The organism is Haloferax marinisediminis (assembly GCF_009674585.1).
Classification (GTDB): Archaea; Halobacteriota; Halobacteria; order Halobacteriales; family Haloferacaceae; genus Haloferax; species Haloferax marinisediminis.
This window is the reverse complement of the sequence record NZ_WKJP01000004.1, coordinates 260367-282781: the sequence shown is the minus strand read 5'-3', so window position 1 is coordinate 282781 and position 22415 is coordinate 260367. Positions and strand designations below refer to the sequence as shown.

Here is a 22415-nt window from a genome sequence, read left to right as displayed (position 1 = left end):
GACTGGTGAGCCTCCTCGAGAACGCTCTCGTCGAGGGTTTCGTACTCGTTGTACACCCGGACGAGGAGCGCCAGCGCGACCGCCGTGACACTCACACCGACGACGATGGCCGTCAGGATGAGGACGTGTGGGAGGGGGTTGACTACCGGACCAGTTCCCGAAAGGAGTGGCGCACTCCCATCGCTACGGTACGCACTCGTGATGAAAAACAAGAACACGCCCGTCTGGAAGAGATTCAGCCCGACGACCTTCTTCAGGAGGTTGTCGGAGTCGACGAGGACGAACACACCGACGCCGACCAGTAGAACGAACGCGACGTATGCGACCCGAGAGCTAAATATCATGACGAGGTCAGTCATTGTCGACACCCCCGGATAGGCGGACGAACAGGCTGATGACGACACCAGCGACAGTCGCTCCGATCCCGAGTTCGATGAACTCCGTCGCGTAGACTGAAGGTTTGGGGATGGGAAGCACGTCGAACTGGAGGAACGACCCGCCCGCGAGGATGCCACTAAACGCGACCAGTACGAACGCGAGGGGGCCCGCAGCGACGAGTATGAGAAGCCAGCGCGGTGAGAGCCACGCGGTGGTCTTCTCAATCCCGACTCCGAAGGCGAGGATGATGACGGCGGCCGCAGCGATGACTCCGCCCTGGAATCCGCCACCGACAGACGACGTGCCGTGAAACAGGGTAAACAGAGCGAACGTTAGAACGAACGTCGCGATGAATCGGACAGTCACCGTCACGACTGGACTGTCCGTCGTCATCGTCGTCGCCGTCCGGTTCGTCATTCCGCTCCTCCCTGTCGCAGGACCGCGACAACAGCGACGACTGCGGTGAACACCACCGCGATTTCACCGAACGTGTCGAACCCACGGTAGACGACGAGAATCGCGGTAACGACGTTGTCGATGTCACGTGCGGCAGAGTCGGCAAGATAGTACTCAGTCACCGCCCCGAAACCGGGAGTGTCCGCTGCTCCGACGACGGGGAGGGCGGGAACCGTCAGGAGTAACCCACCGGTTACGATGCCCGCCACCACAACCGATAGACGTCCGACATTCCTGACTCGAGACACCACTGTCGCTCCACGGGTCAGGTTTCGTGGACCACTCGAATCACGTGCGCCAGTTGCAGTCTCCGAAGTATCGACCGCAACTCGGGAATCTACGTCGTTTGCATCACTGTAATTATCTGAATAATTCTCCCCGCCTATGGGTTGCGAAGGAGATAGGGTTGGACCAAACCCAACGGTTCGAGCGACGACGACGAGGAACAGCGCAGTCGTCACACCCGCGCCGACGGCAGCTTCGGTGAGTGCAACGTCGGGGGCACGGAAGACGAGCCACACGACGGACAGGCCGAGGCTGTAGGCTCCGAACGCCGCGAGAGTCGTGAGAATACCCCGTGCGAGTGCAGCAACGACTGCGGCAACGACGACGAGCGAGAGGAGTACGGTGGCGATTAACTCAGTGGTCATCTCACTTCTCACCTCCCGTTGCGGTGTGGGTGGATGCTCTCGTCTTTTCGCTGGATGAATCAGTCCGAGACCACGGTTTCTCACCCGAACGCACCGCAGCGCGAACGATTGCGTGGGCGGCAGTCGGCCCTGTCACGAGGACGAACAGTGCGAGAACACCCACCTTGAGGGTCGCCTGTCCATCGTCGAGCGCGAGTGCTGCAGCGCCAAGCCCCAACAATGCACCCAACGTCTCTGCCTTCGATGCGGCGTGTGCTCGGGCGAACACATCCGGAAGTCGGACGAACCCGACGAGCGTGATGAGAGAGAACGCGACGCTCCCTGCGACGAGTGTGAGGACGAACACGTCGAAGGGCGTCACCGCGTCTCACCGCCATCGAGAGAGAGCCGTGCGAGGCCAAGCGAGAGGAGGAAGTTCAACAGTCCGTAGACGAGTGCGACGTCGAGGAACCCGACCTCTCCAAGGGCCACACCGAGCAGTGCGATGATAACGACGACGCTCGTCCCGATGACGTTCACGGCGATGACGCGGTCCGCAGTCGTCGGACCAACGACGACACGCCAGAGGAGGGCGATACTCACGAGCCCGAGGGCTGCTGCGCCGACGAGCAACCCGTTCGAAAGAAGGACAGACGTCATCGCGCCCGCTCCTGCGTCTGTGAGGGAGAGACGTCGAGGGCTGCGTTCTCTGCCTCTACAGTGCCGTGGCCGACGACGAAGTTGACAGCACGTACGAGTTCGCCTGTGAGGAGTTCCTCACGAGTCTCGTGAGTAAGTGTGTGGACGACGAGGGAGTCACCGTCGATGTCGACGGTGAGCGTTCCCGGTGTCAGTGTGATGCTGTTCGCCAAGAGGGCCGTCGCGAGCCGTCCCTCCGGTGCGGGAAGACGGACGACGGTCGGGTCGATTGGGAGCCGTGGGTCCAAAAGCACGGCAGCGAGTGAGAGATTTGCCCGCACGACTGCGAACAGCAAGTAGGGAAGGAACACCAGTGCGCGAGCAATCGTTCCTAGCGTTTGGACTGTCGGTGGTCGCTCGAAGACGACGCGTCCCATGACGATGGCGACGACAACAGCACTGATGGCACCGGTCACTATATCGAACCAATCTGTTGGGTCGCCGAGAAAGATGTAGAAGGCGAATGCGACGAGTGCTGTCGCGATTCGGGAGCCGATAGCTGCGTTCCCGAGTCCACTCGGTGCAGTGGGCTGGAAGAGCGAACTCACGGCCTGCCACCCTTCCTGCAGTTTTCGACCAGATACCGAACGTACACCTCCATTTCAATCACATATTGGTACTATCTCGGCAGTATATTACCATACCGGTAAAAAATAGTACTAGTTTATGCTCACTCGGGAACAGAGTACGGCTATGGATACGACCGACCGTCTACCCATCAACGCCACGAAACGCCACCTACCCGGTCCGGTGGGGTGAACTCATGGTAGGAAAACGAATCGAAGACGACCGGGTCTGGGCACTCGCCTTCGGTCTCACTCTCGTGACGATGCCCGCGGTGACACTGATACTCGCCTTCGCCGTCCTGAGTGCGACCCAAAGTGCTATCGTCGAACAACTCACCCCGCTCGAACTCGTGGAGTTGTACGTCGTCGAACTCGTCGCGTTCGCGCTGTTCAGCTACATCCTCTACCGACTCGCGCAGTACGCGTGGGCGCGACACGATGAACTGACGACCGAGCGTGAGGCAGTCGAATCGGAGACGGTGACGAGCGCAGAATCGGTCAACCGGGAGGGCAGTGGATGAGTCTTCCTCCGCAGCAGTCGGCGAACGGCACCGACGGTGGGACACGACCCGACCGAGCACGGAGTGGCGCGCCTGCTGCCGGTGAGGCAGTCGGTGACCGGTTTTCGACAGACGAAATCTTCCAGCGCGTCGTCGCGACGGCGGACGAAGAAGTCGAGTCTGAAACGCTCAAGCTGTATCTGAGTGGTCTCGCTGCGGGGTTCGCGATTACGCTCACGTTCTTCCTGTACGCGACCGGGAGAGCAGCGTTCCCGAACGATGCGACCGGACTCCTCGCACCCCTTCTCTACCCGCTCGGATTCGTCTACATCATCATGGGTCGCTACCAGCTCTACACAGAAAACACGCTGACCCCGGTGACGCTCGTGTTGACTCGCGTCGCGAGCATTCCGTCGTTGCTCCGAGTGTGGGTGAGTGTGCTCGCTGGGAACCTCACTGGTGCGCTCATCGGGACGTTCGTCCTCGCCTCGACGGGCGTGTTCTCACCCGCCGCTGCCGACGCAGCTGTTGGAATCGGAATTCAGGGTATCGAGACGCCGTGGTGGGACCTCGTGTTCAAAGCGATGTTCGCGGGGTGGCTCGTCGCTGGTCTCGTCTGGCTCGAACACGCCGTTCGGGACTCCATCTCTCGGGTGGTGCTCATCTATCTCGTCATCTACGCGATTCCAGCATCCGGGCTCTACCACATCGTCGTGAGCTCTGCCGACGTGTTCTACCTCGTGTTTACGGGAAACGTCGCGCTCACGACCGGGCTATGGGAGTTTGCCGTTCCGGTTCTGCTCGGAAACACGATTGGTGGCGTGTTCCTCGTCACCCTCATCAACTACGGTCAAACCGAGAATCGCTTCCCAGACGGGGAAGGCCCACGTCGCCGCCTCGACCTCTCCGACTGGCTGTTCAGACAGCGCATCAGTAAGCCACGGTAACATACGGTCCGTGGGTCAGACTTCGGACGAGAGCCCAGCAATCCACACAACTACGCTGATATATCTCTTCTCAGTCCCACAGACACGGTAGGAGAACACACCACCATGCAATGCGACCTCGTCGAACAGTTCACTGGCCTCGTCGTCGAGAGCCTCTACGTCACGCAAGATTTTGGGACAGCAACGGTTGGGTGTCGCCAGTGTCCTGATACCACGCTGGTGTCAGGTGATCGCGTGACGGTTGCACTGTCGTGTTACGAGGACTTTAGCTGGGAGATAGAGGGCGTCTACTGTGCGTCCCACGGCATCGACTCGGTCGAATCGGTGATGGATATCCGTGCCGAGCAACAGGCTGTCGTCAGTGCAGTGTTGGAAGCGTCGGGCTACTACCCGCCACGAGGGCGCTTCCAACCAGACGCGTTGACCCTCGGTGAGGTCGGTCTTCTCGATTTTAGTCCAACTGAAGCGGGGTACTGAACGGCAGAATCACTCCCAGAGGTCGTACATGTCGTCGCGAACGCCGCCCGTGTAGAACTGTCCATCGTAGACGACACCTGCGTCGTCTTCGTCTGCCACTTCGTCGACTGTCGCGACGACCGTCGCGTCGATATCCTCTGCGTCGAGTGCCGCCAGTATCTCTTCGGCTTCGTCGGCGGGAACCGTTGCGAGCAGCGCACCCGACCCGAGAACCCGAAGTGGGTCCACACCCATCGCGTCACAAAGCGTGCGTGTCTCGGGACGTATCGGTACATCGGTTCTCTCGACGTCGATGCGAACGCCTGAGGCGCAGGCGAGTTCGACGAGTCCGTTGAGAACGCCACCTTCGGTCGGGTCGTGCATCGCAGTTGCGACCGGGCCGAGGACGGCGGACTCTGGGAGGACACTGATGTCCTCGAAGAAATCCGTCGCACGGTCGACCATCTCAGAATCGACGCCGGCCTCGTCGAGGTCGTCGCTGAAGTCGGTTGCGAGGACGGCAGTCCCTTCGATACCCGCGCCTTTCGTGAGAATCACGGCGTCACCGGGTTCAGCGCCCGAGGTTGGGATGTACCGGTCGGTTGGCCCCATACAGGTGAGTGAGAGCAGTGGTCGCGAGAGGCCAGCGACGGTTTCGGTGTGACCGCCAACGATGGTGATTCCTAACCGTCTCGCTTCAGCGTCGAGCTGGGCGGTGATGTCGTCGAGGAGGTCGACGTCAGGCTCGGGCATGAGGATGGTGCTCACGAGCCACTTGGGGATACCGCCACAGGTGGCGACGTCGTTGCTCGCAATTGCGACGCCGAGTGTTCCGATGCGTTCGGCGGCGAGTGAGATGGGGTCGGTACTGACGACCATCGTTCCTTCGTCGGTCGCGACGGCAGCGGCGTCCTCGCCGTACCCTGCGCCGACGAGCAGGTCGTCGTTGGCCGCACCCGTCCGCGAGAAGATGTAGCGGTCGAGGTCCGCGGGCGAGAGTTTGCTCATGTGCTCAACTGTGTGGAGTGGCTTTTGTGTCTTCCCGTTCTGAAGCGACTGCCACCGAATCCCCTACGGATAAATCGTTTCCCTCGAAACGGACTCCTATGCAAATGACACCCGGCCCGACGGCAGTTCCGTCACGGGTCCGTGACCGCCTGAGCGACCCGATGCCGAACCCAGACGTCGAACAAGCGTTCTTCGACATGTACGCCGACGTCTGTTCGAAACTCCAGCGCGTCTACGACACCGACGACGACGTAATCGTCATGGGTGGCGAGGGAATTCTCGGCCTCGAAGCCGCCATCGCTTCGACAGTCGCGCCAGGGGACGACGTGCTCTGCATCTCGAACGGCCTCTACGGCGACGGCTTCGCCGACTTCGTAGAAAACTACGGCGGCGAGCCGACGCTCATCGGTGCCGACTACACCGACTCACTCGACGTAGACAGTGTCGAAGCCGCACTCGACGAGGGCGACTACAAGGTCGCAACGATGGTTCACTGTGAGACACCAACGGGGACGCTCAACGACATCGCACCGGTGCTCGAACTCCTCCACGACCACGACGTACTGACAGTCGTCGACGCCGTCTCCTCACTCGGTGGGACACCCGTCCCGAGCGAACACATCGACATCAATCTGGGTGCTTCACAGAAGGCGTTCAGCTCACCCCCGGGACTGACGACTGTCGCCGTCAGCGACCGTGCCTGGGAGGTTGCCGAAGAGCGTGACCCGAACTCACTCTACACGAACCTCCTCCCGTGGCGTGACACGAGTGAGATGTTCCCGTACACGCATCTCGTGGCCAACGTCGCTGCGCTCGACGAGTCACTGTCGATGCTTCTCGAAGAGGGAATCGACTCGGTCTACGAACGCCACGAGACGGCCGCTGCGCACTGCCGTGAACGCGGTTCGGCGTTGGGTCTTGACCTGTACCCCGACGTCGAACGAAGTTCACCCACGGTGACTGCATTCCACATGCCCGGTGAGGCGAAGGCGGTCCAGCAAGAACTCGAGGAAGACCACGACATCGTCCTCTCGACTGGCCTTGCTGACCTCGCCGACGATATCCTCCGTGTGGGTCACATGGGTTACAATGCTAAAGTCGAGAAAGTCGACCACGTGATGGATGCGTTGGCAACCGTTCTAGAGTCGTAGAAAGCCACGTCCGACGTACCGGAGTCATCGTTTCGGTTTTCAGACTGCTTCACTCTCATTCGAAGAAGCCACACGAAAGTGGGCTGAAGCGTGAGTTCGACACTCTCAGCCCCAGCGTCTGCTGACCCAGACTACTCGTTCGGTTTGACGAGAATCTTGACGTGGTCACTCTCCGGGTTGAGGAGTTGCTCGAATCCGTTGTCGACGATTTCTTCGAGACCGATTCGACCGGTGATGAACGGGTCGGGGTCGAGTCGACCGTTTGCGAGCATCTCTATCACCATCCCGTACTCTTCGTCAGAGCGTGGTCCACCGAGATACGCGAGCGTGCCGGTAACCGTTCGTTCGCCCAGCACCAGATTGTTCGGGTGGGTGCTCACTTCCTCTTCCCAGATGCTCACGACAGTCGTCGTTCCACTGGGTCTCGTACTCTGAATCGCGTCGTTCAACGACGCTTCGACGCCTGCAACTTCGAACGTCACGTCTGCACCGCCATCGGCAGCAGACGTGATGTACTCGACCGCATCCGTCGTCGTCGGGTCGATTAGTTCGTCAGCGCCACAGTCGGCGGCGCGTTCGCGACGTGCCTTTCGTGGTTCAGACACGTAGATTGTCCCTGCACCTGCTGCTCGGGCACACTGAATCACTGACAATCCAATTGGACCGCTACCGAAGACTGCAACTGAGTCACCCGCCTGTAACCCAGACCGGCGGACTGCGTGCAATCCAACGGCCAGTGGCTCGACTAACGCACCGTATTCGAGTGGCACGTCGTCACCCAGCGGGACGGCGTGTACCTCATCGACGACGACGCTCTCTGCAAATCCACCATTTCCTCCGGAGAGTCCGAGGAACCCGATCGAATCGCAGATGTGGTAGTTCCCCTCGCGGCACTGTCGGCACTCACCACAGCTCAGAATGGGATTGATGGCGACTGCATCGCCCACGCTGACGCTGGTAACCGAGTCACCGACCTCCGAGACAGTTCCACTGAACTCGTGGCCCATCCGGATGGGTGCTGTCTCCTGGGACAGTGGGTGCGGGTCGCCAACGGGCACGAAAATCGGACCGGCTGTGTACTCGTGGAGGTCGGAGCCACAGATTCCACACGAGTCGACGTCGACTCGTACTTGTCCATCGCCGACGGTCCCTTCGTCGATCTCTTCGACACGGATATCTTTTCGGTCGTGGTATAACGCTGCTCTCATAGCAACCACTAGACGATTGACACTGTGTTAAGTGTACAGTGCAATTCTCATTCTCTCCAGCGGTGAAATATCTGTCAATAAATAACCAACATTGAGTTGACAATATTGCGAGGGCTTCTGATACGACGTGACGAGTTCGAATATCTGTGTGAGTGATATCTATACTCATTTAGGCTCGCTCTGAGAGGGTACGCGCATGAATCGGTGGTCCCTCCTCGCCTCGCTCGGCGCGACGGCAGCGTCCTTCACTGCCGGATGCCTCTCATCTGTCAAAGAGTCTCTCGACCGACGACCAGACTCGGGTGGTTTGGCGTACACAACACCGACACCGACCCACACCAATTCGACCTGCGGGTGGAGCGAGACGGGTCAGAGGTACACTACTCATCTCACGACGTTCGCGGGAGGGACGGGTGTCTCAACCATGGTGCGGTTGCAGACTGCACTTGGGGAAGTACCCCCGGCCAGTACGAATTGGGTGTCCGAGTCGATGGTGGTGACTGGGTAGCGCGGTCCGTCACACCGAACGAAGCAAGAGAGGCGGATTGTGTCGTTGCAGATGCTGAGTATGTGAACAACAACAACTTCTCCCGGTACGTCGATGGATACAGCCTCGATATCTTTATTCGCGAAGACAGCTGTCACAGAGGCTACGTTGGGAAGTGCCCGTTCGTGACTCGATAGACCCCGGAAGAACCTGACTCAGAGTTCGGTGTGTTCCTCCAGAGCCCGTCCTCGATATCCAACACGCCGAAATTGTCACTACCACGTGGCTCGAATACCGAGGAAACAGTGACTGATTATGGTATACTCCGAACCCCTTGGAAACGCAATTACTGAGCTCAGATATGGCCAACTAACTGTCGCAGACTACGTCGAGAGACTCAGGAAACGGTTCGACGAGTTGGAACCCCAGATCGAGTCGTTCGTCCCGGAAGACGGACGCTGGGAACGGGTCCTGAGTGATGCAGACGAACTCGAAGCGCGATTTCCGAACCCTGCAGACCGACCACCATTGTACGGCGTCCCAATCGGTGTGAAGGATATATTCCACGTCGATGGACTGCCGACTCATGCGGGGTCGGCACTCCCGCCCGATGTCTTGACCGGCCAACAGGGCGAAGCAGTCCAGCGCATGCGAGACGCCGGAGCACTCGTACTCGGCAAGACGGTCACGACGGAGTTTGCGTACTTCGAACCGGGACCAACTCGAAACCCACACGACACAGCGCACACACCCGGTGGGTCGAGCAGTGGTTCCGCTGCTGCAGTTGCAGCGGGACTCTGTCCGTTCGCATTCGGGACACAGACAGTTGGGTCTGTCATCAGGCCTGCAGCGTTCTGTGGCGTCGTCGGATACAAACCAAGTTATGGCCGTATTCCAATCTCTGGTGTCATTCCATTCTCAGAGTCAGTCGACCACGTCGGATTCTTTACGCAGGATACTGAGGGCGCCGAACTCGCAGCAGCGTGTCTCTGTGATAACTGGCGTCAGTTACCCTCTCAGCGTGAAAAACCAGTTCTTGGCGTCCCTGAAGGGGCGTATCTCGACCAGGCCAGTGACGAGGGCCGCCAGGGCTTCGAAACACACCTCGAACTGCTTCGAGACGCTGGCTTCGACGTGGTCGATGTCCCAATCCTCGAGGACATCGAGTCGATAAACGAGCGTCACGAACGGCTGAACGCCGCCGAACTGGCGCTTGCACACGAAGCGTGGTACGAAGCGTATGGTGACGAGTACTCAGAGACGACACGGAAACTCATCGAGGAGGGTCGAACGATTCCAACGAAAGCGCTCGCACGTGGTCGCCAGAGCAGGCTCGAGCTGCGCGAACGCTTCGAAACAGCGATGAACGACGCTGGGGTCGACCTCTGGATTGCTCCCTCGGCACCGGGTCCTGCGCCAACGGGAATCGATTCGACTGGTGACCCTGTGATGAATCTCCCGTGGACACACTCTGGACTTCCAACTATCGCACTCCCCGGTACCACGTCCGCGGATGGGCTCCCACTCGGCGTTCAGTGTGCAGCGCCGTTTGGCGCTGACGAGCGACTTCTCGATTGGTCACACGCATTGGCTTCGGCGCTCACGTAACTCTCTCCCAATTTTGACAGCCTCCACTTCGAATCCCGACCGCTGACGTGAACTGTTTCGGTGAGACCGGAAAATCCCCGACGCAATGGCGGCGAGGTCAGACCTGTGGTGTCGGGACGGTCTCGGTCGCGGCAGTTCGCCACGACCGTGTCGGCTCCCAGTCGAGGAGTTTGCTGGCTTTTGTGGTATCGTACGCCGACGCGTCACCCTCGACAGCGCAGTTCTCCGGGACAGTCCCGTAGAACTCAGTCATCAGTTCACGGAGCGGGCGACCGAGTGCGTTGTCCGGGGCGACGCAGTTGAACGCTTCGTGCCCGGTCAGGTCGCTCGTGAGTGCGGCTTCGACCATATCGGCAACATCTCGCACGTCTACGTACGACCAGTAGTTTCCAGCACCAGCAGCGAGGTTCGACGTGTACTCGTCGTCTCGGCACGGGTACTCACCTGGGATCTGAATCCACGATGGCCGGATTGACGCCACTGAGACATCGTCGCGTCGTGCAATCGTCTTGCCAATCTCTTCGGTCACGATTTTCGAGAGCCCGTAGTCGTCTTCTGGGCGGAGTGCGTGAGACTCGCTGATTGGGAGTTCGTCCGGAACTGGTGTCTCGTCGGCGAAGAAGAACCCGTACGCCCCGTCCGAGGAGGCCTGTACGACACGCGCCCCGATACGACCGGCAGCGGTCAGAACACTGTGTGCTGCCAGTGTGTTGTTTCGGTAGGTGTCTACACCAGGTCTGATTCCGGCGGCGGGTATCGCGGCCCAGTGGACGACAGCGTCCGGTTCGAGGTCGGTGAGGACGTCGAAGACACTGCCTTGGTCTGTGAGGTCCACCGCTCGATAGTCGACTTCTGGGTGCCCATCATTCCCGGGGTGGTCCCGGTCGAAGCACGTAACGGTGTGGTCTTCGACGAGTCGGTCGACGACCCAGCGCCCGGTTTGACCACGGCCGCCCGTGACTGCAATCTTCATGGTGGAGGGTTTGGGAGACGAGTGATAACACTCGCGGACTCACCCGAGGTGAGCAGACAATCCGTGAGTTGTAATCGGTGTGGAAACTGGCGCCGTGGAGTGTAAAAATGTAGATTCGCGTTATTGTACTCCTCAATCAGTGATCGGGTTCTGAGACCGTGCTGAACGCAGGGCGCGAGTCGGTCATTCGAACACTTTGGACACAGAGGAACCACGAGAATAGTAGTTGTTCAGTGGCAAATCTTTACAGTTGGAAGTCCACGGAACATACGATGGCTACCGAGGCTACGTTTACGATTCCGTCAGACCAGTTCCCCTTAGGGACAGTGTTCAATCAACTGCCGAACGTGACAGTCGAGCTGGAACGAATTATCCCCGCTCGGGACGTGGTGATTCCCTACTTCTGGGTACGGGGAACCGAAGTCAACGACATCGAGAGTGCATTCACCGAACACCCGGGCGTGAAGGATATTCGTCTCGTTGACTCTGTTGACGACGAGTACCTGTTACGCGTTGAGTGGACGTTGGAGTACGAAGACGTGCTAACCATATTGACGGAGATAGAGGTGCCGCTCATCGAGGCCATTGGCACAAAACAGCAATGGACGTTCGAGATTCGCGGCGACCAACAAAGCGACATCGCAGACTTTCAACGACGCTGTCGAGAACTGGACATTCCTATCACGCTGACGGCGTTGCACGCGCTCACACCGGTTGAGACGGCGACTGAATCCGTCCTTACTGACACCCAGCTAGAGGCACTAGTCCTCGCCTACGAGCGTGGCTACTTCGAGTCTCCGCGGGAGGTCACGATGGCAGAGCTCGGCGAGGAACTCGGTATCTCACAGCAGGCTGTCGCCTCCCGCCTCCGACGCGGAATCAAGCATGTCCTCGGGAATACGCTCTCCGCCATCACAGTCCAACCCTGACCAATCGGTTAAAAACGTTTTGTATACTAAAACCCTATTGTGAAGTCAGACCGGGACCTTCACTCGGCATGATGACTGAGCACCCGATTGCCTTCGACTCGGTACTTGGCCTGTGTCAACACCAATATCGTCGAATCGTGCTTGCGGTGCTCACAGAAGAACAGCGGTCGTTGACGCTGGATGACCTCGCTGAGACCGTCCACAAGTACAATCATCAGGCGACCAGTACTGAGGCGCCTGAGGACGTGATAACAAAGGTTCGCCTCTCGTTACATCACATCCACCTCCCAAAGTTGGCCTCGGGAGGGGTCATAAACTATGATCCAGAGCGACAGTTCGTGGAACCAACCGAACAACTCGAACAGGTGCAACCAACCCTGTCTACGATCCTCGGTGCCGACCCCTCACTCAATACACCAATGGAACTATAGTGCCGACCAACTGCTCTCCATTCTGGCTCAGCATGAGGTCGTTCCATCGAGAAAACGAAGACGACGAACAAGACACAGTCGTTCAACGTGGCCGATTCAGTGCAGAGTGGTCAATTCAACTGATAGAGAATTGTTGAATATCCTCTGAGTCGGTCGCGGCTTCCTGACAGAAGCTGAGTAGTTAGAACGAGCCGTGCTGAATACAAGGCGCAAGTCGGTCAGGCGATGGAAAAATTCACACTCAGTAGACAATACCGAACAATATGAACCGCCGCGCCTTCCTTGGAACTGCTTCCGTAGCCGGGATATCATCTTTTGCTGGGTGTAACACCTTCGAAAAGTTGGAAGAACCCTTCGTCAAATACCAACTAGACGGTATCTTCACAGACAACGCCGTAGACGAAGCAATTGAGTTCACAGTAGAGATACTGGATGGAACTGAACCGATATACGAAACAACCGTTTCACTCAGTGCGCTAGACGCTGACGACGGCGACTCCTCAAAGGTGGTTGAAGAACCGTGGATGGATGAAAAAGCACGGTACGGGATTCGAGTTACATCGGCAGACGGTGAACAGGTCGCTCTGACGCTGGACGACGTGTTAAATCTCAGAACAAAAGAAGTCCATGACAAGCCTTACATCGAATACACAGTCACCTACACCGGATTTTACAGACTCTCTGTGAATTTCTACGACGAACCCCGACTGACAACGGTAGAGTAGAGGGGAAAATCAGGGAACTATTCGCTATCTGTAACCAAGGTCGAGACCTTCGCTTGCTGAACTCACTCTCTGAGTGTTGCACGTCGCTTCTGACAGTCCTCAGGTAGGTTTCTGTGGCCTTGCTGCATACAGGGCGCGAGTCGGTCACTCGACTCTGCCGGTATCGATGTTTGGAATAGAAGCACTACCGAACGCTACTGTGGCTGTCTTCCGAATTTTTTTGTCCCCGAAGTTACACCAGAGTCGTATGCGTCGACGTGCCCTCCTTGCCTCCCTCGGTGCGACAGCTACGCTTAGTGCAGGATGTCTCACGACGGTCACTGACCGACTCGACGAGTCGGTTCAACTCGGTTGGTTCGGGGCTCACAATCTCGATAGCGACGTGCATCAATTCGAACTACGAGTAGAACGAGGCGACACACAAGTCCACGATTCGACTCATGTAATCCAACCAAAAGAGGACAATCACGTCCACGGAGCGGTCGCCGAGTGTACTTGGGGGAGTAAGTCGGGTGACTACACCGTTCTCGCCCGAGTTGACGACAACGATTGGGTTGAAGAGTCCCTCACCGAATTTGCTGCGTCATGGAACTCGGACGTCGACTGTGTAACTGCAGATGCGATGTATCATGGAGAGGGCGACCTTGGGATATCTCTCGGAAACGGCTGTGACCGACACTACGACGGAATGTGTTCAGTCACCGACCGATAGGTTCGCACACCTACCTCACTGGTGTTTCGCCGTTGGGGTTGTGAAACAAACAACATCCGTTTGCGGAACACACCCTCTCTATTCAGCACGCGATTTCTGTCAAAACCTGAGAGATTTCAACAGAGCCTGTAGGTTAATCAGGACTGGTCAGGTTTCTCGTCTCTGTTGAGGTTCTTTCCTTGAAACCAGTCGAACCTGTCCTATCACCGTTCGAATCCGTTCTGTACACCCGTGGAATCTCCCGCAACATCTGTGCGATATTAACGGCGTAAACTGAGATATTCGAACTCTGCTGAGTACCACACAACCTGGACGTGGCTCTGCCAACACCAACATCATGTCGAGAACAGACTCGAGAGGTATGTGAGCGATTGATAACACGAAAAAGCCGGGTTGTCGAACAAGTACTGTGAGTAGTCGTCAAACCGCCCTCAACCGGCTCTCAGTAGCATTCCTAATCGGCCGATACACCCCACTAACGGCAGGGTGTACTGGGTATTAGCAATATCTTCTGGCCGTGAGTTCGCCGTATTGAACCCCCCAACAGGCATCTCAATTGTGGATCAACATGTGGAGTTCTGCACATTGGAGTGTTCTCTGGGCTGTTTTCGAGCAAATCGAATCGATTGTCAATGGAAAACGAGTGCTCAAATGGGACTCGCGTACACCCCCGAGCAGTTGCAACCGAGTACACCCTTGCGGGGAACCGGCATGGGTGTACACCCCCGTAGACCAAGGGTGTAGGGGTTGAGATATGATATCTCCACGATTTCAGGGGTGTAGAATAGTACCGAATTTTGTCACGGGTGTATCGGTCGTCATCCGACTGTAGTCCGGTTGTCCGAGGTTGTAGACAAGCCACTTCGAAGGGAACGAGGGTACCTTACGTTGAGATCAACGTTTACCCCCACGATGAGAGGGTATTTGTATGCTCTTCGTGGCGACGATGAGGGCGTGTTGACTCACCCAACCATGGCTGTCCAAGGTGGCACAAACTGGCTTTGCCATCGCCCAAGTACCATCGCCTGCCGTGTCAGGAGTAGTCCCAAGAGATACGCCTATTATAGAGTAAACATACTGAACCGGTAATCGTGGTCCAACGCGAACTTCCCAACCGAGATATCACACAGGGGGGTCAATAGAACAGTGCTTCGAGCCACAATTGTATTGGAACTAGACGAGGACTACATCCTCTCCCACGTGAGTGAACACGCTAATGAACCATTCGTCGTGACAAACTGCGAGGTTCTCGGGGAGACAGATATTCGGTTCGTCATAGACGCTGGAGCAGAGCGTAACGAGATGGCAGAGACGTTGAATGCAAGTGACGTCGTGCGCGACGTCGAACGTGTTGGGGACGACCAATTACTGATTACGAAACGTTCGTCTGGCGCGCTTCCGATAATTCGTGAGAATCACGGCATGCTCCAGAAGATGAGCCAGTTCTACGGGAGAACACGTGTCTTCGACGTCGTCGTCTTTCGGCGGGCGGACCTCAAAGCCATTATCAACGGCCTTCGGTCTCTCGGGTCTGTCGAACTTCGGAAATTGAAGCCGTTCTCTGGGCCATCAACACGACTCTCGAAGCGGCAGGCAGAAGTCGTGGGCTATGCGCTTGAGCAGGGGTACTACGATTGGCCACGAGGAATCAGTGTCGAGATGATCGCCGCTGAATTTGATTTAAGCCGTCCAACGGTGTTAGAACACCTCCGAAGAGCCGAAAAGAAACTGCTCACAGATGCGCTAGCTGACGCTTCCACTCCGACGAATCCCAGTTAGAAACCACTGGGTGCGACACGATTTGTCTGCACAGATTACCTATATTCCTTAAATTCTGCATATACCTTGAGTGAGTATGTAATCTCTATTTAAAGAGCCAACAGGGGTAGGCACCATTGCCGTCACCAATAGGAGAGTAGATGTGTTCGCAATTACCATGAACGATGAGAAACAATCGCAAGGTGGTCGGACGGAGAAGGGTCGAGGGTCGTCGCGTCGTGGATTCCTAACGGCTGTTGGGAGTGCTGCAGCAGTTGCAACAGCAGGCTGCCTCGGTGGGGGAGATTCTGGTGGTTCGAACAAACCGATTCGATACCTGACGGACCGCGGTGACTCCAAGGAGGTCATGGACGAAATCATCGCCGAATTCGAAGAAGAGACCGGATACACAGTCGAGATGATTTACACAGCGAAGGGTACCTCATCCGACGCAGAGATGCAGAAGATGGTCGCAGCAGGCAACCCCCCGGACCTTCTGTTCGACACCTCGACAGACGCATACCGGCTCCAACGAGACGGAGTCCTCGCTCCTGTCACGAGTGCAGTCCAGGATAACGACCTTCCAGATCCGGTTAACGTCGGTGGCGATTCGTATTTCGCAGCCGCAATGGTCGAGCCACTGATGGCATGGTACCGAAACGACATCTACACTGAGCGACCGTCTTCGTGGAGTGAATGGGTTGAGGCTGCGGGTGATGTGTCTTCGAACGAGTCGATGGAGGGGTACGTCATCCAGTCTGGACAGACGAACAACGCAGACACCCAGATGACGCAGTATCTCTGGCAGAACGATGTCGATATCTACAGTGGTCCGTCCGATGGAATCGAGGTTACACTCGACGGCGACGGAAATCGAGAGGCTGCAATCGAGACGTTCGAGTGGGTACAGGCGATGGCAGAGCATTCTCCAAACGGCTCTGGATGGGGATGGGGAGATGCTATTGGAGCCCTTCAGCAGGAAAACGCCGCAGCCATAGCCAGTGTTGGTGGGCTTCCAATCTTGACGATCGAGGGGAACCGACCGGACCTCGTGGAAAAACTCAGTCCTATGGGGTTCCCGGTGCCAGAAGGTGGCGACCAAGACAAGTGGTGGGCATACATGGAAGGCCACCTCGTTCGAAACGATGGACAGAACACTGAAGGTGCACAGGCGTTCGTCGACTTCTTCACGCAGTCGTCTCGATTCTACGACTTCGTCCTGTCGGCACCATTGTTCCAGTTCCCGCCGACGAGAGAGCAACTCGACGCACCCGAAGTGACCGAAAACGAGGTCATCCAGCAGTACCCAGAAGTGATCGAGCTTGTCCGAAACAACTGGGACGCGTTCACGACCGTTCTTGCCACCGGTGACGACGGTGCTCCAAACATCGTTGCGGCTGACGCGTACGGTGAACAACTCTTCGGACAGGCGGCAGACCAACTTCTCGTGGGCGGACTCACACCCGAAGAGACCGTCGATTGGTTGGCCGAGCAACTTCGCGGACTGCAATGAGTACGGCGCTCAAATCACGGGTGGCAGCAGCCCAACGTGCGCTTCGTGAGCATGAACTCGACGGCACGACACTCCTACTAGCGGCGTGTTTCGTCCCGATGCTCGTCTTCTTCCTCGTCGTGTGGGTGATCCCAATCGTTTACGCGCTGGGGATGAGCCTGTTCACGTCGCCGGTTCGAAACCCAGAGTTCGTCGGCCTCGGGAACTACATCTCGCTTCTCGGGAGCGGCGAGTTCTGGGGCTTCCTCTGGAACAGCATCGTTTACGCAGTCTCGACAACGGCCCTGAGTCTCGTCATTGGGCTCGGACTTGCGCTCGTCATCAACCAGCGCATCCGTGGTGGCGACGCGCTGCGGACGTTGATGATCTTCCCATACCTGCTACCCACGCTCGTTGTCATCTTCATGTGGAAGTTCATCTTGGATCCAAACATCGGGATTCTGAACCAGTTCCTCGTCGAAGCAGGTCTAATCGACAAACCCATCGCGTTCTTTTCGACGCTCGAGTTTGCGATGCCTGCCGTCGTCATCACGAGTGTCTGGAAGTTCGCGAGTTTCGCGTTTTTCATCTTGCTCGCTCGACTGCAAGCAATCGACCCTGACCTCTATGAACGGGCACGAGTCGAAGGGGCAACCACGTGGCAAGCGTTTCGCGACATCACGTTCCCACATCTCCGTGGAGCGATCTTAATCATCCTCCTCGTTCGAGGGATCTGGATGTTCAACAAGTTCGACATCATCTACCTATCGACCCACGGAGGCCCACTCAAACAGACGACCACACTCCCGATTCGCGTCTACCAAATCGCGTTCAGTGAGGTTAACTTCGGTATGGCGACAGCCCTCGCCGGAATCATGTTCTTCCTCCTCGCGGTCGTTGCAGTGGTCTACTTCCGCGCGTTCGCCCCCGAAAAGGAGGTCGCATAACATGGCAACATCGAAATCAAAATCCAACAGCCTCGTCTCGCACGAGACCCAGAAGCGACTCCAGCGAATCGCCGTCTACCTGACGGCACTGCTCATCTCGGTATTCACCATCATTCCAGTGTACATTATGGTGGTTATCGCAATTCAGTCACCTGCGTCGACGTTCGCCGGTGGACGGGTGAACCTGCTGCCGACACAGCCATCGCTCCGTAACTTCGTCGTGCTATTAGGGACGACCGACACAGTCCGATACTTCGTCAATAGTCTCATCGTCACACTCGGGTCGACAATCCTGTCGACCTCGATCGCAGTTGCCGCAGGCTATGGATTAACTCGATTCGACTTCACTGGAAAATCAATCGCAGCACGGGCGGTGCTGTTCTCGTACATGTTCAGCCCAATTGTGCTCGCGATTCCGCTGTACGTCGTGTTCTCGACGCTCGGACTTCTCAACAGTCACTTCGCGCTTACACTCGCATTGACTGCGATCTCTGCCCCATTCTGCATCTGGCTGATGTGGCAGTATTTCCAGACAGTCCCTATCGCACTCGAAGAGTCTGCCTGGGTTCGTGGCGCGAGCAGATGGCGCACGGTCAAGGACGTCGTCTTGCCCGTCGCTCGCCCAGGGTACATCTCCGCTGCAATCTTCGCGTTTGCTGTCGCGTGGAACGACTTCACCATGGCCCGCGTCGTGATGAGTCGAGATGAGATGTACACAATCACCGTCGGTGCGTCGCTGTTCTTAGACCGCGTCAGCATCGGCTGGGGTGAGACGATGGCCGTCTCGCTTCTTATCGCTCTCCCGCCGTTCCTCATCGCATTGTTCCTGCAACGATATCTCCTCCAAGGCTTCAGCGTTGGAGGCCTCGAATAATGGCAACTAGCATTCACTTAGACACCGTCAGAAAGGAGTTTCGCACCCTCGGAAACACTCACGTCGCCGTTGACGACCTCTCGCTCGACATCCCTGAAGGCTCGTTTACCACCTTCGTCGGGCCATCGGGTTGTGGTAAGACGACGACACTCCGCATGTTAGCAGGGTTGGAGACGCCGACATCCGGCACTGTGTCTTTCGGTGAGGAGGATGTGACCGACCTCCCGCCACAAGAACGCAACGTGTCGATGGTGTTCCAGTCAATCGCGCTCTATCCGCATATGTCCGTCCGCGAGAACATCGGATACGGCCTGAAGATACACGGCGTTCCCAAATCCGAGCGCGACGAGCGAATTGATGAGGCAGCAGAGGTCCTCCAAATCGAACAGCAACTGGAGAAGATGCCATCAGAACTCTCTGGCGGTCAGCAACAGCGTGTTGCGCTCGGCGGTGCGTTTGTGCAAGATCCAGACGTACTCCTCTTAGACGAGCCGATGTCAGACCTCGACGCGAAACTCAAATCCGACCTTCGCGTTGAAATTCAGCGACTCCATCAAGAACTCGACACGACGGTCGTCTACGTCACGCACGACCAGACCGAAGCGATGACGATGAGCGACCAAGTCGTCCTCCTTCGAGAAGGTGAACTTGCACAAGTCGACCCACCCAAACGGTTGTTCGACTACCCCAACTCAGAGTACGTTGCACAGTTCATCGGCATGCCATCGACGAACGTCGTCGAATGTACAGTCACCCAGCAAGACGGTGTGACCTCGCTCGAGGGGCCCGGAATGACGGTTCCACTCCCTGCGAGTGTCGACACCCCTGCCTCGAGTTACGTCAGACTAGGTATTCGACCCCAGTATCTCGACGTTGGAACGTCGGGTCCGTGTACGCTCACAGTCGATGTCGAAGTCATCGAGACGCTCGGGACAGAGTCCGTTGTCCACGGTCGACTTGCCGACGGAACCAACTTCGACGTCGTTAGCGACGCAGTCGACGACGTCGCTGCTGGTGACCAACTCAACGTCTCGTTCGACATCTCAGATGCGTTTGTCTTTGGTGACGACGGAAAGACGATTCTCTTCGGGACAGAGCATGCCGATGACACGTCAGTCTCTCGGTCGACGGGAGGAGTCGTCTAATGAGTGGTGTCGACGAAGAAACGGCCCAATCTTCGTCTGAGACGACGGATACGGCAGCACAAAATCTCCCGCTCGATGGAGTTCGAGTGCTCGAACTTGGGCACATCATCGCCGGACCATTCTGTTCGATGATTCTCGCCGACCTTGGTGCAGACGTCATCAAAGTCGAACACCCGAACGGTGGTGACCTCATCCGTGGTTCATCACCCGTCGGAAACAGTTCGTTCAATTACGTCAACCGAGACAAACGCAGCCTCACACTCAATCTCAAATCAGACGCAGCGTTGGAGGCGTTCTTTGACCTGCTCGAAGAGACGGACGTCATCGTCGAGAACTATGCACCGGGGACCGCAGAGCGCCTCGGAATCGGGTACGAAAGCCTCAAGCAAACGTATCCTGGACTCGTCTACTGCTCAATTAAGGGATTCAATCCGGGGCCATACGAGTCGTATCCTGCGCTCGACCCAATCGCTGAGGCACTTTCGGGGATGATGAGCGTCACCGGTCACGAAGGCATGCCACCAGTTCGCTCTGGGACGAGTATCGCTGATATGGCAGCGTCGCTCTACGGCGCAATTGCCGTTCTCGGAGCACTGTATCGCCGAAATAAGACTGGTGTCGGGTCGAAGGTGACAGCACCGCTGTTCGAATCGACGGTTTCGCTGATGGGCTATTGGCTCGCGTACACCGAGGCCTACGACGATATCCCTGGCCCAATGGGCGCATCGCATCCGAACTGGGCACCGTACGACGTGTTCAAGACTGGTGACGATGAGTGGGTTTTCATCGGTCCATCCGGTGAACAACAGTGGGAAGCCCTGTGCAACGCACTGAACCTCGACCTTCACACCGACGACCGATTCGAGACACTCGTCGATAGACGAGAAAACCTCGACGAACTCATGGACATCCTGAAAGCAGAGTGTCGGTCGTACACGTCCGCCGACCTCGTTGCATCGCTCCGAGAAGCAGGTGTCCCCGTCGCGAAGGTCAATTCGATGGACGAAGTGGTGGATGACCCACACCTCCAGGCGACAGACTTCTTCACCGAAGTCAGTACGGCAGAAGGGACAACCCGTTCGGTCAACGTTCCCCGTTTCCCGGTCGTTTCGAGCGGGTTCGACCGTCTCAAATCGAGCGGCCCACCAAAACTTGGTGAACACACGGAGGCAATCCTCTCGTCGATTGGCTACGACGAGTCTGATATCGACAACCTTCGGCGCGAAGGTGGGGTGTGAATGGCTGAGAATCGCCCGGTCTTACTCGATGTGACGTGCCGTGAGGGAGAACAGCGACCTGGGTGCTCGTACGCCACCGAGCAGAAGGCCGAAGCTGTCCGTGCTCTCGACAGACTCGGCGTAGAGTACGTTCAAGTGGGATTCCCGATTGCGGGACCACAGACAGACGATGTCTGCAATGCCGTTGCGGTGGATACGAAACTTACGGGCATCGCTCGTGCTGTACCACGAGATATCGATGCTGCTGTCGACGCAGGTGTCGACGTCATCGATGTCTTCGCACCGACGAGCGAACGGCAACGAACAGAACTGCTGGGCAAAGACGAGGATGAACTTCGGTCGCTCGTCGGTGAAACAGTAGACACCGCCCGTGAGACTGGACTCGAAGTCCACTTCACAGCCATGGATGGGTTCAGGACCGACCCGGGCGTCCTCGACCGCTTGTTTAATTCGATAACTGCGGAGTACCTCACGATTGCAGATACCGTTGGCGCCAAAACACCGTTCGAGGTCTCTTCATACCTTGACGAACTCACGACTGACCCTTCCCAACTGGGCGTCCATTTCCACGACGACCTCGGTGTCGCTACCGCGAACGCGCTCACAGCAGTGACACAGGGAGTTCAGAAGGTAGACGTCTCAGTAGCTGGTATCGGTGAGCGGGCGGGGAACGTCCCTCTCGAAGAGTTCGTTGTCTCGATCGCGACGAGCGATGCTGTGAGCCCACCCGCTATCGACCAGTCAACTCTCATCCCTCGAGCGAACGATGTCTTGGATTCACTCGACGAATCCGTTCCGGGAGAGAAATCGATTCTTGGTGAGGACGTGTTCTCTCACGAGTCTGGCCTTCACACTGCAGCGATGCTCGACGACCCTTCGACGTTCGAGCCGTTCGACCCATCGATGTTCGGTGGGTCGCGCACGCTATACTTTGGTCACCAGAGTGGTGCCGGTGCTGCCCGACGATTATTAATCCGAGCCGGTATCGATCCAACAGACAACAGTGTAGACCGCCTTCTCGAGGAGCTCCACAATCTCGACGAACCGGTTCCGACGGAAGAAGCACTCGACATCGCACAGAGACTCTGAGGTCCCTAC

24 protein-coding genes are annotated in these 22415 nt (G+C 57.3%); 15 read left to right on the top strand and 9 right to left on the bottom strand.

The features are described 5' to 3' along the window. From GJR98_RS15820 to GJR98_RS15795, 6 genes are all read right to left on the bottom strand, one after another. Window positions 1-359 (bottom strand): cation:proton antiporter subunit C (locus GJR98_RS15820; RefSeq protein WP_151139693.1); only part of this gene is annotated, 359 nt, incomplete at its 3' end. Beyond that, window positions 352-795 (bottom strand): MnhB domain-containing protein, encoded by a 444-nt coding sequence (locus GJR98_RS15815; RefSeq protein ID WP_151139692.1) that lies wholly within the window; start codon window positions 793-795, stop codon window positions 352-354. The genes GJR98_RS15815 and GJR98_RS15820, both read right to left, overlap by 8 nt. Continuing rightward, complete coding sequence (mbhE, locus tag GJR98_RS17735) at window positions 792-1484, bottom strand: hydrogen gas-evolving membrane-bound hydrogenase subunit E (protein ID WP_225316444.1); 693 nt, start codon at window positions 1482-1484, stop codon at window positions 792-794. The genes GJR98_RS15815 and mbhE overlap by 4 nt, the downstream gene beginning before the upstream one ends. Window position 1485: 1 nt before the next feature. Continuing rightward, a complete protein-coding gene (gene mnhG / locus GJR98_RS15805; protein ID WP_151139691.1) occupies window positions 1486-1845 on the bottom strand; it encodes a monovalent cation/H(+) antiporter subunit G in 360 nt (119 codons plus the stop codon). Then, a complete protein-coding gene (locus GJR98_RS15800) occupies window positions 1842-2123 on the bottom strand; it encodes a monovalent cation/H+ antiporter complex subunit F (RefSeq protein WP_151139690.1) in 282 nt (93 codons plus the stop codon). Before GJR98_RS15800 ends, mnhG begins: the two co-directional genes overlap by 4 nt. Next, complete coding sequence (locus GJR98_RS15795) at window positions 2120-2710, bottom strand: Na+/H+ antiporter subunit E (protein ID WP_191965511.1); 591 nt, start codon at window positions 2708-2710, stop codon at window positions 2120-2122. The genes GJR98_RS15800 and GJR98_RS15795 overlap by 4 nt, the downstream gene beginning before the upstream one ends. A 215-nt stretch (window positions 2711-2925) precedes the next feature. Here GJR98_RS15795 and GJR98_RS15790 point away from each other — a divergent pair, with 215 nt between their 5' ends. The 3 genes from GJR98_RS15790 to GJR98_RS15780 all read left to right on the top strand — a co-directional run bounded on the left by GJR98_RS15790 (window position 2926) and on the right by GJR98_RS15780 (window position 4652). Beyond that, window positions 2926-3249: a hypothetical protein gene (locus GJR98_RS15790; RefSeq protein ID WP_151139688.1), complete on the top strand. Its 324-nt coding sequence runs from the start codon at window positions 2926-2928 to the stop codon at window positions 3247-3249. After that, window positions 3246-4175: a formate/nitrite transporter family protein gene (locus tag GJR98_RS15785; RefSeq protein WP_151139687.1), complete on the top strand. Its 930-nt coding sequence runs from the start codon at window positions 3246-3248 to the stop codon at window positions 4173-4175. The genes GJR98_RS15790 and GJR98_RS15785 overlap by 4 nt, the downstream gene beginning before the upstream one ends. A 105-nt stretch (window positions 4176-4280) precedes the next feature. Beyond that, on the top strand, window positions 4281-4652 hold the full coding sequence (locus tag GJR98_RS15780; protein ID WP_151139686.1) for a hypothetical protein: 372 nt from the start codon (window positions 4281-4283) through the stop codon (window positions 4650-4652). Window positions 4653-4661: 9 nt separating this feature from the next. Here the strand turns inward: GJR98_RS15780 and GJR98_RS15775 are convergent, their stop codons facing one another. Further along, entirely contained in the window at window positions 4662-5639 is a 978-nt protein-coding gene (locus GJR98_RS15775) for an AIR synthase family protein (RefSeq protein WP_151139685.1), read from the bottom strand. Between the two features lie 98 nt (window positions 5640-5737). Between GJR98_RS15775 and GJR98_RS15770 the strand changes: the two genes are divergently transcribed. Next, a complete protein-coding gene (locus GJR98_RS15770; RefSeq protein WP_151139684.1) occupies window positions 5738-6790 on the top strand; it encodes a pyridoxal-phosphate-dependent aminotransferase family protein in 1053 nt (350 codons plus the stop codon). Window positions 6791-6921: 131 nt separating this feature from the next. Here the strand turns inward: GJR98_RS15770 and GJR98_RS15765 are convergent, their stop codons facing one another. Continuing rightward, window positions 6922-7998 (bottom strand): 2,3-butanediol dehydrogenase, encoded by a 1077-nt coding sequence (locus GJR98_RS15765; RefSeq protein ID WP_151139683.1) that lies wholly within the window; start codon window positions 7996-7998, stop codon window positions 6922-6924. 802 nt (window positions 7999-8800) lie between these two features. Here GJR98_RS15765 and GJR98_RS15760 point away from each other — a divergent pair. Then, on the top strand, window positions 8801-10093 hold the full coding sequence (locus GJR98_RS15760; protein ID WP_151139682.1) for an amidase: 1293 nt from the start codon (window positions 8801-8803) through the stop codon (window positions 10091-10093). Between the two features lie 97 nt (window positions 10094-10190). Here the strand turns inward: GJR98_RS15760 and GJR98_RS15755 are convergent, their stop codons facing one another. After that, window positions 10191-11066 (bottom strand): NAD-dependent epimerase/dehydratase family protein, encoded by an 876-nt coding sequence (locus GJR98_RS15755; protein ID WP_151139681.1) that lies wholly within the window; start codon window positions 11064-11066, stop codon window positions 10191-10193. 272 nt (window positions 11067-11338) lie between these two features. Between GJR98_RS15755 and GJR98_RS15750 the strand changes: the two genes are divergently transcribed. From GJR98_RS15750 to GJR98_RS15705, 10 genes are all read left to right on the top strand, one after another. Next, a complete protein-coding gene (locus GJR98_RS15750) occupies window positions 11339-11995 on the top strand; it encodes a helix-turn-helix domain-containing protein (RefSeq protein ID WP_151139680.1) in 657 nt (218 codons plus the stop codon). Between the two features lie 68 nt (window positions 11996-12063). Next, a complete protein-coding gene (locus GJR98_RS15745; RefSeq protein WP_449271771.1) occupies window positions 12064-12426 on the top strand; it encodes a DUF7344 domain-containing protein in 363 nt (120 codons plus the stop codon). 263 nt (window positions 12427-12689) lie between these two features. Further along, on the top strand, window positions 12690-13151 hold the full coding sequence (locus GJR98_RS15740; protein ID WP_151139678.1) for a hypothetical protein: 462 nt from the start codon (window positions 12690-12692) through the stop codon (window positions 13149-13151). 1858 nt (window positions 13152-15009) lie between these two features. Continuing rightward, window positions 15010-15642, top strand: a complete 633-nt coding sequence (locus GJR98_RS15735) for a helix-turn-helix domain-containing protein (protein ID WP_151139677.1) — start codon at window positions 15010-15012, stop codon at window positions 15640-15642. Window positions 15643-15799: 157 nt separating this feature from the next. Beyond that, window positions 15800-17134: an ABC transporter substrate-binding protein gene (locus tag GJR98_RS15730; RefSeq protein ID WP_151139676.1), complete on the top strand. Its 1335-nt coding sequence runs from the start codon at window positions 15800-15802 to the stop codon at window positions 17132-17134. Further along, window positions 17131-18060: a carbohydrate ABC transporter permease gene (locus GJR98_RS15725; protein WP_151139675.1), complete on the top strand. Its 930-nt coding sequence runs from the start codon at window positions 17131-17133 to the stop codon at window positions 18058-18060. The genes GJR98_RS15730 and GJR98_RS15725 overlap by 4 nt, the downstream gene beginning before the upstream one ends. 1 nt (window position 18061) lies before the next feature. Next, on the top strand, window positions 18062-18934 hold the full coding sequence (locus GJR98_RS15720) for a carbohydrate ABC transporter permease (RefSeq protein WP_151139674.1): 873 nt from the start codon (window positions 18062-18064) through the stop codon (window positions 18932-18934). Then, window positions 18934-20079 carry an ABC transporter ATP-binding protein gene (locus GJR98_RS15715; protein ID WP_151139673.1) on the top strand — a complete coding sequence of 382 codons (1146 nt, stop codon included), beginning with the start codon at window positions 18934-18936 and terminating at the stop codon, window positions 20077-20079. The genes GJR98_RS15720 and GJR98_RS15715 overlap by 1 nt, the downstream gene beginning before the upstream one ends. Next, entirely contained in the window at window positions 20079-21317 is a 1239-nt protein-coding gene (locus GJR98_RS15710; RefSeq protein ID WP_151139672.1) for a CaiB/BaiF CoA transferase family protein, read from the top strand. Before GJR98_RS15715 ends, GJR98_RS15710 begins: the two co-directional genes overlap by 1 nt. Continuing rightward, window positions 21318-22406, top strand: a complete 1089-nt coding sequence (locus GJR98_RS15705) for a LeuA family protein (protein ID WP_151139671.1) — start codon at window positions 21318-21320, stop codon at window positions 22404-22406. Window positions 22407-22415: the final 9 nt, after the last annotated feature.